The 13,194-nt window shown below is 66.1% G+C and carries 13 protein-coding genes; 5 read left to right on the top strand and 8 right to left on the bottom strand.

Translation table 11 applies throughout. The features are described 5' to 3' along the window. The first annotated feature begins 3 nt into the window (after positions 1-3). Positions 4-468 (top strand): PTS IIA-like nitrogen regulatory protein PtsN, encoded by a 465-nt coding sequence (gene ptsN, locus AQ619_RS17190; RefSeq protein ID WP_062150562.1) that lies wholly within the window; start codon positions 4-6, stop codon positions 466-468. Positions 469-491: 23 nt separating this feature from the next. On the opposite strand, the gene AQ619_RS17185 is transcribed toward ptsN, so the two are convergent. From AQ619_RS17185 to AQ619_RS17175, 3 genes are all read right to left on the bottom strand, one after another. Further along, positions 492-761, bottom strand: coding sequence for a DUF1150 family protein (locus AQ619_RS17185; RefSeq protein WP_062150560.1), 270 nt, complete (start codon positions 759-761; stop codon positions 492-494). Between the two features lie 99 nt (positions 762-860). Continuing rightward, a complete protein-coding gene (locus AQ619_RS17180; RefSeq protein ID WP_062150557.1) occupies positions 861-1,286 on the bottom strand; it encodes an Hsp20 family protein in 426 nt (141 codons plus the stop codon). Between the two features lie 116 nt (positions 1,287-1,402). Then, on the bottom strand, positions 1,403-3,070 hold the full coding sequence (locus tag AQ619_RS17175; RefSeq protein ID WP_062150554.1) for a glycosyltransferase family 4 protein: 1,668 nt from the start codon (positions 3,068-3,070) through the stop codon (positions 1,403-1,405). A 202-nt stretch (positions 3,071-3,272) separates the two neighbouring features. Here AQ619_RS17175 and AQ619_RS17170 point away from each other — a divergent pair, with 202 nt between their 5' ends. Continuing rightward, positions 3,273-4,481 carry a glycosyltransferase gene (locus AQ619_RS17170; protein ID WP_207205007.1) on the top strand — a complete coding sequence of 403 codons (1,209 nt, stop codon included), beginning with the start codon at positions 3,273-3,275 and terminating at the stop codon, positions 4,479-4,481. A gap of 84 nt (positions 4,482-4,565) precedes the next feature. Here the strand turns inward: AQ619_RS17170 and AQ619_RS19600 are convergent, their stop codons facing one another. The 3 genes from AQ619_RS19600 to AQ619_RS17155 all read right to left on the bottom strand — a co-directional run bounded on the left by AQ619_RS19600 (position 4,566) and on the right by AQ619_RS17155 (position 7,116). After that, positions 4,566-5,327: a CatB-related O-acetyltransferase gene (locus tag AQ619_RS19600; protein WP_062150546.1), complete on the bottom strand. Its 762-nt coding sequence runs from the start codon at positions 5,325-5,327 to the stop codon at positions 4,566-4,568. A 42-nt stretch (positions 5,328-5,369) separates the two neighbouring features. Further along, positions 5,370-6,170, bottom strand: coding sequence for a class I SAM-dependent methyltransferase (locus tag AQ619_RS17160; RefSeq protein WP_062150543.1), 801 nt, complete (start codon positions 6,168-6,170; stop codon positions 5,370-5,372). 88 nt (positions 6,171-6,258) lie between these two features. Beyond that, a complete protein-coding gene (locus tag AQ619_RS17155) occupies positions 6,259-7,116 on the bottom strand; it encodes an acyltransferase (RefSeq protein ID WP_062150541.1) in 858 nt (285 codons plus the stop codon). Positions 7,117-7,317: 201 nt separating this feature from the next. On the opposite strand from AQ619_RS17155, the gene AQ619_RS19235 reads away from it, so the two are divergent. The 3 genes from AQ619_RS19235 to AQ619_RS17140 are packed head-to-tail and all read left to right on the top strand — an operon-like array spanning position 7,318 to position 11,527. Beyond that, on the top strand, positions 7,318-8,895 hold the full coding sequence (locus AQ619_RS19235) for a glycosyltransferase family protein (RefSeq protein ID WP_174515183.1): 1,578 nt from the start codon (positions 7,318-7,320) through the stop codon (positions 8,893-8,895). Then, positions 8,892-9,950: a hypothetical protein gene (locus AQ619_RS17145; RefSeq protein WP_062150538.1), complete on the top strand. Its 1,059-nt coding sequence runs from the start codon at positions 8,892-8,894 to the stop codon at positions 9,948-9,950. Before AQ619_RS19235 ends, AQ619_RS17145 begins: the two co-directional genes overlap by 4 nt. Before the next feature lie 8 nt (positions 9,951-9,958). Next, entirely contained in the window at positions 9,959-11,527 is a 1,569-nt protein-coding gene (locus AQ619_RS17140; protein ID WP_166504294.1) for a hypothetical protein, read from the top strand. On the opposite strand, the gene AQ619_RS17135 is transcribed toward AQ619_RS17140, so the two are convergent. Further along, positions 11,514-12,263: a PIG-L deacetylase family protein gene (locus AQ619_RS17135; protein ID WP_062150533.1), complete on the bottom strand. Its 750-nt coding sequence runs from the start codon at positions 12,261-12,263 to the stop codon at positions 11,514-11,516. The two genes, AQ619_RS17140 and AQ619_RS17135, sit on opposite strands and share 14 nt — an antisense overlap. A gap of 2 nt (positions 12,264-12,265) precedes the next feature. Then, positions 12,266-13,120 carry a GNAT family N-acetyltransferase gene (locus AQ619_RS17130; protein ID WP_062150529.1) on the bottom strand — a complete coding sequence of 285 codons (855 nt, stop codon included), beginning with the start codon at positions 13,118-13,120 and terminating at the stop codon, positions 12,266-12,268. Positions 13,121-13,194: the final 74 nt, after the last annotated feature.

Below are 13,194 nucleotides of genomic sequence, written 5' to 3'. Positions count from 1 at the left end.
TCCATGACTATCGGCGATCTCTTGGAACCCGGGGCGGTGGCGCTGCGCGTCAGTGCTCCGGGCAAGCGTCAGGTGCTCGGCGTGATCGCCGATGTCGCGGCGCGGGTGCTTGGGGTCGATGCGGAGCCGGTGCTCGAAGGCCTGCTGGAGCGCGAAGCGGCCGGCTCGACCGGCGTCGGACAGGGCGTGGCCATTCCCCATGCCCGCATCGATGGCCTAGACCGCGTGCGCGCGGTCTTTGTCCGTCTCGAGACCCCGGTGGCGTTCGATTCCGTCGATGACAAGCCTGTCGACCTTCTTGTGGCCCTCTTTGCGCCGCGGGATGCCAATGCCCAGCACCTGCGGGCCCTGGCCCGGGTGTCGCGCATGATGCGGCAGCCTGAACTCCGCGAGCAACTTCGCCAGGCTCGCTCGGCGGATGCCGTGCATATCCTGCTGGCCCAGGAAGCCGCCAGCTCAGCGGCCTGAAGCCCGCCGAGCCTCTCAGCAGATCAGTGGACTGAAACCGGGGCCAGTTCGTGGGCCAGGGCGGCGGCGATCGCCGTGTCGCGATCGACCAGGACTGCCAGTCGCGCGCCGTCGGCGCGACAGACGGCGTAGAGAACCTGGTTGGGGCTCAGATCAAAGTCCTGGCCCGTACCGGCGGGCGCGTCGGCCAGAATCTCCGCCGCCGTGATGGGGCGCACATAGACCATGTCGGGCCCGCCAAGCGCTGCGAAGGCTTCAGTCGTCAAGGCTGGATCGTGGGTAACAGGCGTCATGACTGACCACCTCCTGGGACAGGGAACGGCTCGGCGTCGGCCCGGCGGGGCCGGCTCTTGGGCCGATCTACAAGACAGATATTAAAAAGCCGGCGAGATTCAGGCGATTGAGCGGATGGGAATGCGTTTGACCTGTCGCTCCGGACGCGGTCGGGCCAGATCGATGTGCAGCAGACCGTGCTCGAGGGTTGCCGCCATGACCTCGATGCCTTCGGCCAGCACAAAGGTCCGGACAAAGCCACGCGCCGCTATGCCACGGTGCAGGAAGGCACGATCACTTTCAGGCCGGGCCTCGGACTCGCGCTTGCCGGCCACGACCAGCTGGCCGCCCTCGACTGTCACATGCAGCTGGTCCGGTGAAAATCCGGCCACCGCCAGGGTGATGCGGACGCGGCCTTCCTCGTCCTGCTCGACATTGTAGGGCGGATAGCTCTCTGACGCGGCCTTGGCGGCGCGTTCAATCAGGTCTCGGGTATGTTCGAACCCCAGCAGGAAGGGGCTGTCGAACAGAATAGTCCGGTTCATGGCGAAGTCCTTCGCTTAAGCGACTTCGTCCGCCGGTTCGTCCTGGGATCAGCAACGGCCCGACGGCGCAGGCCAGAGGTGGAGGCTGTGCACCGGGGTTTCAAGGCCGGGCGCGATCAGAGCCATTCCAGGAAGCCGCATTTGGCCATCCAGAGCAGGCTCAGCTGGACCGCTCGCCGGCGCGGCATCGGGAACAGGAGCAGGAGGTCTTCGGTGGTGGCGGCCCGACCGTCGGCCAGGTGGGCGAAGACCTGCTGGCATTCCTCATGGCTGCCCCGCCAGTTGGCCGCGAACATGTCCAGCTCGATGGTCTGGGCGCGTTTGAGATCGTCCACATCGACGCCGGGACGCAAGGTCAGGCTACTCTTGAGCGACAGGACCTGGGTCGCGAACCCCGCGAAATTGCGGAAGGGATCACCCTTGACCGGATTAAGGGTCGAACGCGGGCGCGGGTCTGCGGAGGCGGCCCGCACCGCCGCCAGCTCCCGGGCCAGATCGGCGTATTGTCGGGCCACGACCGGCCAGTCGAACGCATCGCGCACACGCCGCTGGCCGGCCTCGCCCATCCGGCGACGCAGGTCGGGCGAGCGGATGAGGTCGGACAGCGCCTGGCCGGCCCGTCCGACATGGACGGCGGTGTGCTGGGCAATGACCCCGACATACTGCTGATAGGATTTGAGCCCGAAATCGTGGCCGGCGACCATCTCGTCGGACAGCGCGTTTTCAGGCCCGCCGAGGGTGGGAATCAAAAACCCTTCCTGGCCGTCGCGTACGGTGTAGCGATAGCCGTCCCAGTCGCTGATCACGACGGGCAGACCGGCAGCCATCGCCTCCAGCGGCGTGATGCCGAAGGTCTCCTGAATATTGTCGACCAGCGACAGAAAGATGTCCGAGGCCGCCCAGAGGTCCCCAAGGCGCTGGCGGTCATTGCCGTCAACGACGTGGAAGTCGACCGATGGGGCGTGGGCCGCAGCCGCCTGGCGATACATGCGCTCGCCATCGGCGCCGTTCGGAAACCATCCCGCCATGGCGAAATGAACGCGCTTCCCGGTCGCCTTGGCAGCCTCCTCGACCGCCCGCATCATCGGCTGCGGGAAGGCCTTTTCGAAGAAGGACAGTCGCCCCACCCACAGAACCAGGATGTCTTCTGCGCCGATCTCCAGCTCCGCCCGTGTCGCCGAGCGGACATCGGCGCGCGCTGCGGCCGCGCCGAGCGCCGGGCTGTCGACGCCGAGCGGGATCAGCGGCAGCTGGGGGCGCATGAGGCGCTTGCCGGTGCCGAAACGCTCCCCCAGGAACTCGCACCAGTCGTCGAACATGGTCTCCATGGCCTGCTGCACCGAGGGTGACGTGCAGATCAGGGCGTCCCAGGGCTGGGTCGGCGCTACCGACGCCATCGCGATGTCCTGGCGCATCATGGGCGGGGCGATGGTGTGGATCAGGCCGATCAGGCTGAAGGCGCGGTCGCCGACGCTGCGCCGCCTCTGCCAGGCCAGTTCCTCCAGGCGCGGGCCCCCGCGCAGAAGCGTTCCGGCCGCCGCCGCAACGCCCTGGTTGAGGATGCTCGCGGTGGTGATGCGGGTGGCGCAGGCCTGGTCGCCAACCAGGCTCTTCAGGAGATCCCCCGCCTGGACCGGTGCGTGGGTCAGGAAGTCGACCTGGTCATGGCCGCCATGCTGAACCATGGCCCGGAACAGTTCGAGATTGGCGACATCCTTGCCGAAGACGTTTTCGCCAAGGCCGATCCGGCCGGCCGGGTGATAGATCGCCAGACGAGACGTCAAGGAAGTGGCCTTTCGCACAGGGACGGCGCGCCGCATGCGCCGACAACGCCCAAGGGCGGTTTAGGAGGTTTGCAGGCCGCTCGTCCAGCTTGGGCCGCAGGCCCGCCCGCGAACCTACGCCATTGACGCCCTGCGCGACCGTGACCAAGAACGGGGGCGGCAGATCAATGAGGGCGATGTGGCGGCCAGCCGAATACTTTTCGTGCACCAGAATTTCCCGGGCCAGTTTCCGCATATTGCTGACGCCGTCCTGAAGCGCGGCCACAAGGTGGCGGCGATCGGCGGGTCTGGCATCAAGGGCCGGCCGGGCGTCGATGTCCGGCGCTGGACCCTGTCCCGCGGCTCAACACCGGGACTCTTCGATGCCGCCACCCGGGCCGAGGCCGACCTGATGCGCGGTCATGCGGCCGCCGAGGCGGCCCTGAAGCTGAAGGCCGATGGCTTCACTCCAGACCTGATCATCGGGCATCCGGGCTGGGGCGAGACCCTGCAGCTTCGCGAGGTGTTTCCCCAGGCGCGCCAGATGCTGTTTGGCGAGTTCTTCTATCGCTCGCAGGGCGCGGACGTGAACTTCGATCCCGAGTTCGAACGCTCGACGCCGATCTCGGATTTCCGCATCCACGCCAAGAACATGGGGCTGGCCCTGGCCTATTGCGAGGCCGACATGATCGTCTGCCCGACGGCCTTCCAGGCTTCCCTCCTGCCACGCGGCCTGCAGGAGCGGGTCAGGATCGTCCACGAGGGCGTCGATCTGGATCGCGCGCGCCGCATACCGGACGCAAGGTTCAAGCTCCCCGATGGGCGAGTGCTGGATGGCACCAAGCCGGTCATCACCTTTATCAACCGTCATTTCGAGCGCTTGCGGGGCTTTCACACCTTCATGCGGGCCCTGCCGTCCGTGCTTGAGCGCAATTCCGAGGTCGAGGTTCTGCTGATCGGCAAGGACAGCCCCCAAGTCTATGGCGGTGCCTTGCCCGATGGCCAGACCTGGAAGGCCAAGATGCTGGCCGAGGTCGGCGACAGGCTGGACCTGAGCCGGGTGCATTTCACCGGGGCAGTGGAGCATGGCGAGATGGTCAAGGCGCTGTCGATCTCAGCGGCCCATGTCTATTTCACCTATCCCTTCGTGCTGTCCTGGTCACTCGTCGAGGCCATGGCCTGCGAATGTCTGATCGTGGGGTCGGATACCGCACCGCTGCACGACGCGATCACCCCCGGCGTCAACGGTCTGCTGCGGGACTTTTTCGACCCCGCAGGCCTTGCCGATACGCTGGTCGAGATCTGCCAGGACCCGGCGGCCTATGCCCCATTGCGAGCGGCGGCTCGGGTGACCGCTCTTGAGCGCTTCGACCGGGCCACGGTCGGGGTTCCCGCCTGGCTGGATCTCATTGACGAGGTCCTGGCGCGATAGGCACCGGACCATTTGGCTCAGGCCCCGGCAGGCGCGAAAGCCTGACCGGGCAGGTCGAGCACGGCAGAGATCCGGGCGCTCGCCTCAGTCGGCGGCACAGGCCTGGAGGATCGCCTCGCCGGTAAGGGGCGTCAGGTCCATGGGGCTCACGTCGCCCCGTGCCTCGCGTTCGCGCAGGCGGTCCAGAAACCCGGCCGGGTCGCGAACATCGAGCGCCTGCAGGACATCGGGCCCGTAGCGCCACCACTCGCTCGCCAGCAGGTCTTCGATCAGACTCTCTTCAAAGCGGTAGCGAATGACCCGGGCGGGTGATCCGGCGACAATGGCATAGGGCGGCACATCCCTGGTCACCACAGCCTGGGCACCGATCACGGCACCGTGGCCGATCGTGATGTTGCGCTGGAGGCTGGCCTCATTCCCGATCCAGACGTCGTGTCCGATCATCACGGCGGCCGGACGCTGGGCGAAGGCAAAGGGTTCAAGGGGGGCGGCCCCGACATCGGCCAGATAGGCCCCAAGCCCCGGAAGCGGCCCCGGGTTGTGGGAGAAGGGGTGCATGGCGGCCCACTGGTGCGGATGGGCTGATCCCATCAGCTTGACGCCCCAGGCGATCGATCCGTAGCGACCAATCCGCGTGTGGATGTCGAAGGCCGAATGCGAATAGGTGAAGGCTCCGAAACGCGCCGGCACGAGGAACCCTCCCAGCAGATGGGTATAGGGCTCGATGATCGCATCCCGGCCCACGACCAGTGTGGCCCCGAGCGGCCAGAGCCGGTCCGCGGTCGGGCTGAAAATGCGGTGGGTTCGCGCCAGTTCCCGGAGCGCTTCGGTGACAACAACTTTCATGGGCAGATTTCCGAGGACGGCAGGCGGGCTGGAGGCGATGATCTAGGCCCTTGGCCTCATCACCAGCCAGGGCGTCATGGTCGCCCTGAATTCCCAGACAGCGATCAACTGGTCAAGGTGGCCCAGTTTCTGCAGCCAGGGCGGCAAGGTCATGGTCTTGGGTCCCTGCCGGCGAATGGCGATCTCGTGGGTCGGGCCAAAGCGCTCGAGCATCCGTTCGACCACGCCCGGCATGAAGGCCGGATGGGTCTCCATGATGATATTGACCGTCTTCAGTCCCGGATAGAGATCGGGAAGCATGATTTCGTCCTCGAACCCTTCGGCGTCGATGAAAACAAGGGTGTTCTTGCCGACAAAGTTTTCGAACATCTCGCCGACGAACTCACCGCCGATGACCACCTGACCCTCGACCCCGTTTCGCCTGGCCAGATCGGCGCAGCCCCGGCGGGCCTTTTCGTCGATGTCAAAGGCGTGGACGGTCGCTCCGGGCATCAGGCGGGCGAGGCCCACGGCGTAGTAGCCTTCGGCGCAACCGATATCGACGACGGTGTCGACACCGGACTGCGCAAAGGCCAGCAGGTCCTCATGCAGCTCTGACTCGTAGCAACCGATCAGGCGTGGAACCAGGCAGCCCTCGGTGGCGTAGGGCACATATTCCATGCCCTCGAACGGCCCGGAAAAAATCTTCAGACCGTGGTGCTGAATATAGGTGCGGGCGATCAAGGTCGCTCGCCACTGCGCCATCATGCGCAGGATCTTGCCCAGGGAATCGACCGAGTTGAGGTTGGGATCGTCGAGGACTTGCTGGCGCAGAGCCTCCGCCGTCGTGCTTGTCTTAGCCATTTCGTGTCATTCAACCCAGCCAGCCACGGGCTTCGTCACTGGCACGTTGCCGGCAGGGGGTCAAACCGCCGCCGCCGCCGCCGCCGCCCTAACCGCTCCGGCCCTGGCGACGGCCCAGGGGCCACCAACCCTTGCGGGCTGGAATATCGTCAATCACCGGTTCGGGCGGACCCTCGGAAAGCTCCCGGCGCCAGACGACATTTCGGCGCACGAGACGCGCCGGGACGCCGGCCATGACGGCGTGGGCCGGGGCCTGACCGGACAGAATGGCACCGGCAGCGACCACCGCTCCGTCGCCAATCGTCGCGCCCTTCATGATCATGCTGCGCAAGCCCAGCCAGACATGGTCGCCAATACGGATCGAGGCTGCGGCATTGATCCGCTCGCCTGTGGCCCGATCATAGATCGGGTGAATATCGCTCAGGGACACATAGACCTGGGACGAGACCATGCAGTCCCTTCCGAACGTGATCTCGCCCTGTTCGTGCAGCTGGATCGAGGCCTGGACCATGGTCGTGCCGGGACCCACGGTGAGTACCGAGCCCTCCGGACTCAGCAGGTTCACGAACCCATTGAGGATGCAACCATGGCCCAGGCGGAAGTGATTGTTGTCGCCAACCAGGGTTAAGTTCGCGCCCAGCCGGCAATCTGGCGCGATCTCGACGATGTTGCCGCGTCCCTGGATGATCAGGTTTGCCGCCGCCGCCTGCTTGGGATCGGCAAGGGCGGTGCCGGCGCCGATCGTGGCAAAGCCTGCAACCCGACTGGCTTCGCCGATGATCAGGCGGTTGTCGTCGCCGGTAATGGCGATCAGGGACTCCACCTCCGCGCCTTCACCGATCACGATCTGATTGCCCAGGCCCGTCACCTGCGGCGGATGGCGCGGTTTGGCCCTAAGGTCGATCTGGTTGGCGCTTTCGATCGGCCCTGCCACTGTGCCCGACATGTCTTGTCCCTGCGGTGCTGAGGCCATTCGAATAGGACCAGACGGGATTGCGGGCAATGGCACGGCGATTCAGCCCGCAATGCCCGCGTCCTATGAAAGCTATTGACCTCGACTGGCCGAAACACCGAAAGAAGCTGGCATGTTCGACAAGCGCCCGGGGCGGCGCGCTTCGGGTTTGGCGGAGCCTCGGGAAGGAATACGATGACGGGGCAAGGCGAGACTGCAGCGGCCAATCCGGTTCGGGACGCTTTCGACGCGACCTTCTATCTGAAACGATACCCTGATGTGGCTGAGGCAGGGATCGATCCCTTCCAGCACTTCATGGAGCAGGGATGGAGCGAGGGCCGCAGTCCGGCACCGTGGTTCATCATGGATGTCTATCTGTCCGTGAATCCCGACATCATGTCGGCCGGCGTCAATCCCTTCGAGCACTATGTGATCACCGGCCGTCTGGAAGGCCGGCCGCTGAAGGACGATTACGGCTTTCGCTATGACATCCTCAAGAACAGTCCGACGCTCGAGGACCGAGTGCGCTGGGCCCGTAATGCCGCGCGCAAGGTCGAGGCCGCGCCGGTCGCCGACCTTGAGGCCAAACTGACGGCGGCGGGCTCGCTGGCCGGCCTGCACATCACGGTCAGCCATGATGATTACACGGCCAGCCTGGGGGGCGTTCAGCTGTGCCTGGCGCGTGAAGCCGAAGCCGTCGCCGAGACGGGCCGGCCACGGCTGCATCTCTATCCGGCGTCCCATTCGCCGGTGATCGATGTCGAAAGCGACCAGCCGCTGGTCGGTGTGCTGCTCAATGGCGAGCGTGTCGGCCTGTATGCAGCCGAGGCTGTTGCCCGCCTGCTGGCGGGCCGGGTCAGCCGGGCGACCTTCGCTGTCCACAGCTTCCTGGGCCATTCGATCCCGGCCATCACCGCCATTCTGAAGGCCGCCGGCTTGCGCAAGGGCTTCTTCTGGATCCACGACTTCGCCAGTGTCTGCAGCAACTATGCCCTGCTGCGGAATGACGTTGTGTTCTGTGGCGCGCCGCCGCCGGAAAGCCAGGCCTGCGGCATCTGTGTGTATGGCGAACGGCGACAGATCCATTTGGCAGAGCATGGCGACTTCTTCCGCGCCTTCGAGCTGACCGCAGTGGCACCGTCCGAGGCTGCCCTGGCGCTGTGGCGCAAGACCTATCCCAGGGCCGCCAAGGCCGTGCGGGTCCTGCCTCATGCCGTGCTGGAACCCCGCAGTGCCGCTCGCCCGGCCAAGGCTCGCGCGAAGAGTGCGCCGCTGCGCGTCGGCTTCCTGGGCATGCCCGCCGACCACAAGGGCTGGCCTGTTTATGCCCGCCTTGTCGAAGCCTTCCGGAGCGACCCGCGGTATCATTTCCTGCATCTGGGCTTTTCACCGGACGAGGCCAGCGGCGCGACCTTCGAGAAGGTCGGCGGCCCCGGCGGCCGCAGCATGGCGGAAGCCGCCGAGGCCCTTGAGCTCGATGTGGCCGTGATCTGGTCGCTCTGTCCGGAGACCTTCTGTTTCACGGCCTATGAGGCGGTGGCGGCCGGGGCTGCGGTCCTGACCCTGCCGGATGCGGGCAATGTGCCGCACTTTGTCCGGGCGGGCGATGCCGGCGAACGCGGGCGTGTTGTGGCCGACGAGGACGAACTCTTTGCCCTGTTCAGCGATGGCGAGGCCCTGGCCTTGGCAAGATCGAAGCGCAAGCCGCAACGATTTGACCTGGCCTTCAGCCGCATGACTGCCGACCTGATGACGAAGGGCGTGGCCCGATGAAGGTCGTCTGCTATTCCAGCTTCACCTTCTCCTATCTCAATCGCGCGCGGGTGCTGTTCAAGACCCTGCGAGCGCGCCATCCCGAATGGGAGCTTGTGGCCCTGGTCACGGATCGGCCGCCGGCGGCCCTGAACTGGGATCCGTCGCAGGAGGACTTCGACACCCTGGTCTATGCCGATGACCTGGGTATTCCGGACTTCAAGGCCTGGCTGTTCAAGCACGACGTGATCGAGGTGTGCACGGCGGTAAAGGGGCCCTTCATGCATCAGGCGCTGCAAAAGGGCGCCGATATCTGCATCTATCTCGATCCTGATACGGCCCTGCTCGACCGCCTGGACTCCCTGGTCGAGATGCTGGAGACCAGCGACATCATCCTGACGCCCCACCTGCTGCACCCGGAAGAGTCGCACGGGGCCATTCTGGACAACGAGGTTTCGGCCCTGAAGACGGGCATCTACAATCTCGGCTTCGTGGCTGTCCGTGGCCGGGGCGAGGGTCTTCGTTTCGCGAAGTGGTGGAACGATCGCCTGCTGAGCTTCTGTTACGACGACATTCCCAACGGCCTGTTCGTCGATCAACGCTGGTGCGACCACGTGCCGTCGTTCTTCGAGAACGTGAAGATCCTGCGCGATCCGGCCTATAACATCGCCAGCTGGAACATTGCCCACCGGCGGATAGCCATCAGTCGCGACGGCAAAATCACGGCCAATGGCTCGCCGATCCGCTTCTGGCACTTCACCAAGCTCGGTCCCGTCGGCGATCAGATGACCCGCCGCTACGCCAAGGACAATTACGAAGTCTACGAGATCTGGAACTGGTACAAGCGCCTGATCGCGGAAGCCACGGATCCGCGCATTCCAGCCGGATACTGGGCATTCGGCCGCTATGAAGACGGACGTGAGATCGCCAAATCCCATCGTGAACTCTATCGCGCCCGCGGCGACCTGCGGGCGGCTTTCGCGGATCCGTTGGCCAGCGGGCCAGGCACCTACCAGGCCTGGCTGGTGGGCGAGGGCCTGATGGCCCCCGCCGCCCAAGACAAACCCCAGGGGTGAGAGGCTTCATGGCCAAACCAGCCAAGACCGCAACGACGACGACTCGCCATGCCCTCGTGGTGGCGGGGATGCACCGGAGTGGCACCTCCGCCATGGCCCGGCTGCTGTCACTGAGCGGCGCAACCCTGCCTGAGCGGGTAATGGCTCCCGCCGATGACAATCCTGCCGGCTTCTGGGAGCCCTGGGAGATGGTCGCGCTGAATGACCGGATCCTGGCCTCGCTTGAGTCCAGCTGGGATGACGTCTTTGCACTCGGGGCCGCCGCGCGTGCCGCAACCGTCAAGTCGACCTACCTGGGCGAGGCCCGGGCCCTGGTGCGGGCCAATTACGGCGCGGCTGACCTCCTAGTCATCAAGGATCCGCGTACTTCGGTTCTGGTCCCCTTCTGGCACGAGGTGCTGACCGACAAGGGCGTGAAACCGGTCTTTGTCATCATGGTCAGGAATCCGCTGGCCGTGGCCCAGTCGCTGGCCAAGCGCAACGGCTATTCGGTTCAGAAATCCGTGCTGCTCTGGACCAGCTACATGCTGGCGGTCGAGCGCGATACGCGGGGTCTCGACCGCGTGTTCATCAGCTATGACGCCATGCTCGAGGACTGGCGCTCGGCCCTGTCGAGCGTCGAGACCGCCCTGGGTCAGGCGCTACCAAGAGTTGCGGCGGACGCCGCTGCTGACATCGACGGGTTCCTGAATCATGCCCACCGGCACCATGAGGCCTCGGCCGGCGATCTTACCGCCCGGGCCGATATCTGGCCCGGTGCCCGCGTGGCGTTTGAGTGGTTCGAGGCCGCCGCCAAGGGCAAGGCTCCCCCGGAGGTCGCCCTGGACACCGTGGCGGGCGAGATCGTGGCGCTGGAATCGGCCCTGGGGGCCGTCTGTGCCGATCTGCGGCGCGAGCGTGTTGACCTCGAGGCTGAGGCCGTGGCTGCGGTTGGCCTTCGCGATGAGCTGGGCCGTGCCAGCGCTGCCCTGGCCCGGCTCCACGGCGAAGCAGATGCGGCACGTCAGGCCGCAGAGATGGCCCAACTGACGGCCAGGGACCAGGTTTCGGCGGCCGAGACCTTGGCCAAGGCTGTCGAGGCGCAGCTACTGGCTGCCCTGAGGCGCGCTGAGTTGGCGGAGGAGCATGGGACCTATTCCGAACAGCGCGCGATTGTGGCGGAAGAGCGTGCGGGCGCTGCGGAAGAGCGCGTGGCCCAGACTGAACAGCGTGCTGTCGCGGCAGAAGGCCGGGCTGAGGTCGCGGAGCGTTTGGCGCACCAGCAGAAGGTGGAAGCCGCTGCCGCTGCCGAGGCCAGTGCCGCCGAGGCTGCCATTCTGCGGCAGCGTGTGGCTGCGGAGCAGGCCAGGGCGGCGATTGTCCAGAGATCCCGCGACCAGGCTGAACGAGAGCTTGTCGACCTCACCGAAAGGCTTGTCGCCCTGGAAGACCATGCCGGCCAGCTGGAGATTATCCGGGCGGCCCAGGCCACGGATATCCATGACCTGCGGCATGCGGTTTGGGCCATGCAGACCAGCACCAGCTGGCGGCTTACGGCCCCCCTGCGCCAGCTCATTGAGCGGGTCAGGCGCCGCTGAAGGCGTCCAATCCGGCACGCACGGCGGCGTAGGGCGTCTTGAACATTCGCTCATAGAGCAGGGTTCCGGTGTGCGGGCGCTCGTCCACCCGGTTCCGCGCCAGGGTTTGAAAGCCAAATCCGCCGCGAAGCGCGAACGTCAGGAACATGGATGGCCACAGGGCCAGCCATGTCTTGGCCTGGGACGGGAAGAAGCGCACCGCCGCCGCAAAGGCGATCCAGTCCCCGACGCTGAGCGTGACACGCTCGACCGGACCGTTTTCCGGGATCGGCGCGCAGGCGCGGAACAGGCCGCCCGGCAGCCCGCGACCATGATAAAGGCCGAACTGATCGATCGGGATCGCCGGATCCAGACTGTCGCGCAGGGCCACGGTCATGAAGGCACAGGCGTCGTGATCGGCGTGGCCACCTTCCCAGGCGGCCACGACAAAGCGTTCGATCGGGCCAAGGTCCGGCAGGGCCGCTTTCACGGCGGCAAGGGCGGCCGGCAGGGCTTCGAACACGGCCCCGTCCAGGACCCCGGTCCCGGCCCCGACATGGCGAGCCTGATCGGGCGCCAGGCCCAGGCTGGCCAGCAGGGCGCGCGTCTCGCCCAGGCGGCGCGCGGCCAGCTCAGGGGAGGCATAGTCAGCGACATAGAGCAGCCAGGACCGCACCCCCGCGCGACGATCGCGTAGCAGAAGGGGCAGGGCGGCGTACTCATCGTCGAAGTGGGCCAGGACGTAGACGACGGACATGGTCAGTAGGGATCAAAGTCGAGAAAGCTGACGGCGGTCGTCGCGGGATCCAGCGCTTCGGGGAGCGTCTCGTCCAGCCGGCGCCAGATCATGTTCAGGGGTGAAGGGCGCAAGCGCTCGGGGATCGGGACGAAACCCTGCGACGGCAAGGAAAGCCGCGGCTCCAGTCCGATGAACAGTGGTGGGCACCACGGGCGCGGGCCATGGGATGCCCCCTCGGATGCCCCCGGCAGAAAGGCCGCGCAGCGCAGACGGGGAATGCCGGTTTCGGCCCAGACGCCCAGAAGTTCGCCCTGCCGCGCCACGCGATAGGTCCCCGCAGGATTGGCGAGGCGCCAGTTCAGGCTCTCGGGGCTCCAGTCCACCTCAAACCCGAGCACTGTGTCGGCAAGCCGGCGCGGCGTAAGCAGCATCAGACCCGCCTGCAGGCTCTGAACCTTCTGGAAGCCCAGCTTGCGCAGGAAACCGGGCGTACTGTTGGCATTGGCGAAGCCGAACACGCCCTGGAAGCCCTGGTCCCGGGCCGCACTGTAGGTCGCGTCCGCCAGGGCGGTGAACAGGCCCTTGCCCTGAAACTCCGGGGCCGTCGCCGTGTTCAAGGACAGCAATAGTCTAACGGTCCGGCCCTCGACCCGTGCGCGCATCGGCACCGTCACATAGTGAGCCGCCAAGGTGTCGCCCGACCAGGCGTCGGCCCCCACGACCGGGCCCTCGGGATTGTCGCGATAGAGCCAGGTCAGGGCCGGAACGGAGAATTTCGGCAGGGGGCCGAACACTTGACCCAGCAATGCGCTGTAGGCGGCAAGTTGCTCGGGCGCGACGCCGGAGGGCTTGATCTCAATGCCGTCGTTCCTCATGGCGCGTACTGATCATGAAACGACGACTCTGCCAAGCTGACCGGCTTTTCGCCCTTTGCACGCTGCGGCGCACA

Origin of the sequence: Caulobacter henricii (assembly GCF_001414055.1) — a bacterium.
Classification (GTDB): domain Bacteria; phylum Pseudomonadota; class Alphaproteobacteria; order Caulobacterales; family Caulobacteraceae; genus Caulobacter; species Caulobacter henricii.
The sequence above is the reverse complement of the archived record's forward strand: the minus strand, read 5'-3'. Positions and strand labels throughout refer to the sequence as shown.

Coding starts and splice junctions, on each gene's coding strand:
- AQ619_RS17145 (WP_062150538.1), top strand. CDS start 8,892: ATGAAGGTCGTCTGCTATTCCAGCTTCACCTTCTCCTATCTCAATCGC.
- AQ619_RS17185 (WP_062150560.1), bottom strand. CDS start 761: ATGACGCCTGTTACCCACGATCCAGCCTTGACGACTGAAGCCTTCGCA.
- AQ619_RS19235 (WP_174515183.1), top strand. CDS start 7,318: ATGACGGGGCAAGGCGAGACTGCAGCGGCCAATCCGGTTCGGGACGCT.
- AQ619_RS17140 (WP_166504294.1), top strand. CDS start 9,959: ATGGCCAAACCAGCCAAGACCGCAACGACGACGACTCGCCATGCCCTC.
- AQ619_RS17130 (WP_062150529.1), bottom strand. CDS start 13,120: ATGAGGAACGACGGCATTGAGATCAAGCCCTCCGGCGTCGCGCCCGAG.
- ptsN (WP_062150562.1), top strand. CDS start 4: ATGACTATCGGCGATCTCTTGGAACCCGGGGCGGTGGCGCTGCGCGTC.
- AQ619_RS17180 (WP_062150557.1), bottom strand. CDS start 1,286: ATGAACCGGACTATTCTGTTCGACAGCCCCTTCCTGCTGGGGTTCGAA.
- AQ619_RS19600 (WP_062150546.1), bottom strand. CDS start 5,327: ATGAAAGTTGTTGTCACCGAAGCGCTCCGGGAACTGGCGCGAACCCAC.
- AQ619_RS17135 (WP_062150533.1), bottom strand. CDS start 12,263: ATGTCCGTCGTCTACGTCCTGGCCCACTTCGACGATGAGTACGCCGCC.
- AQ619_RS17155 (WP_062150541.1), bottom strand. CDS start 7,116: ATGTCGGGCACAGTGGCAGGGCCGATCGAAAGCGCCAACCAGATCGAC.
- AQ619_RS17160 (WP_062150543.1), bottom strand. CDS start 6,170: ATGGCTAAGACAAGCACGACGGCGGAGGCTCTGCGCCAGCAAGTCCTC.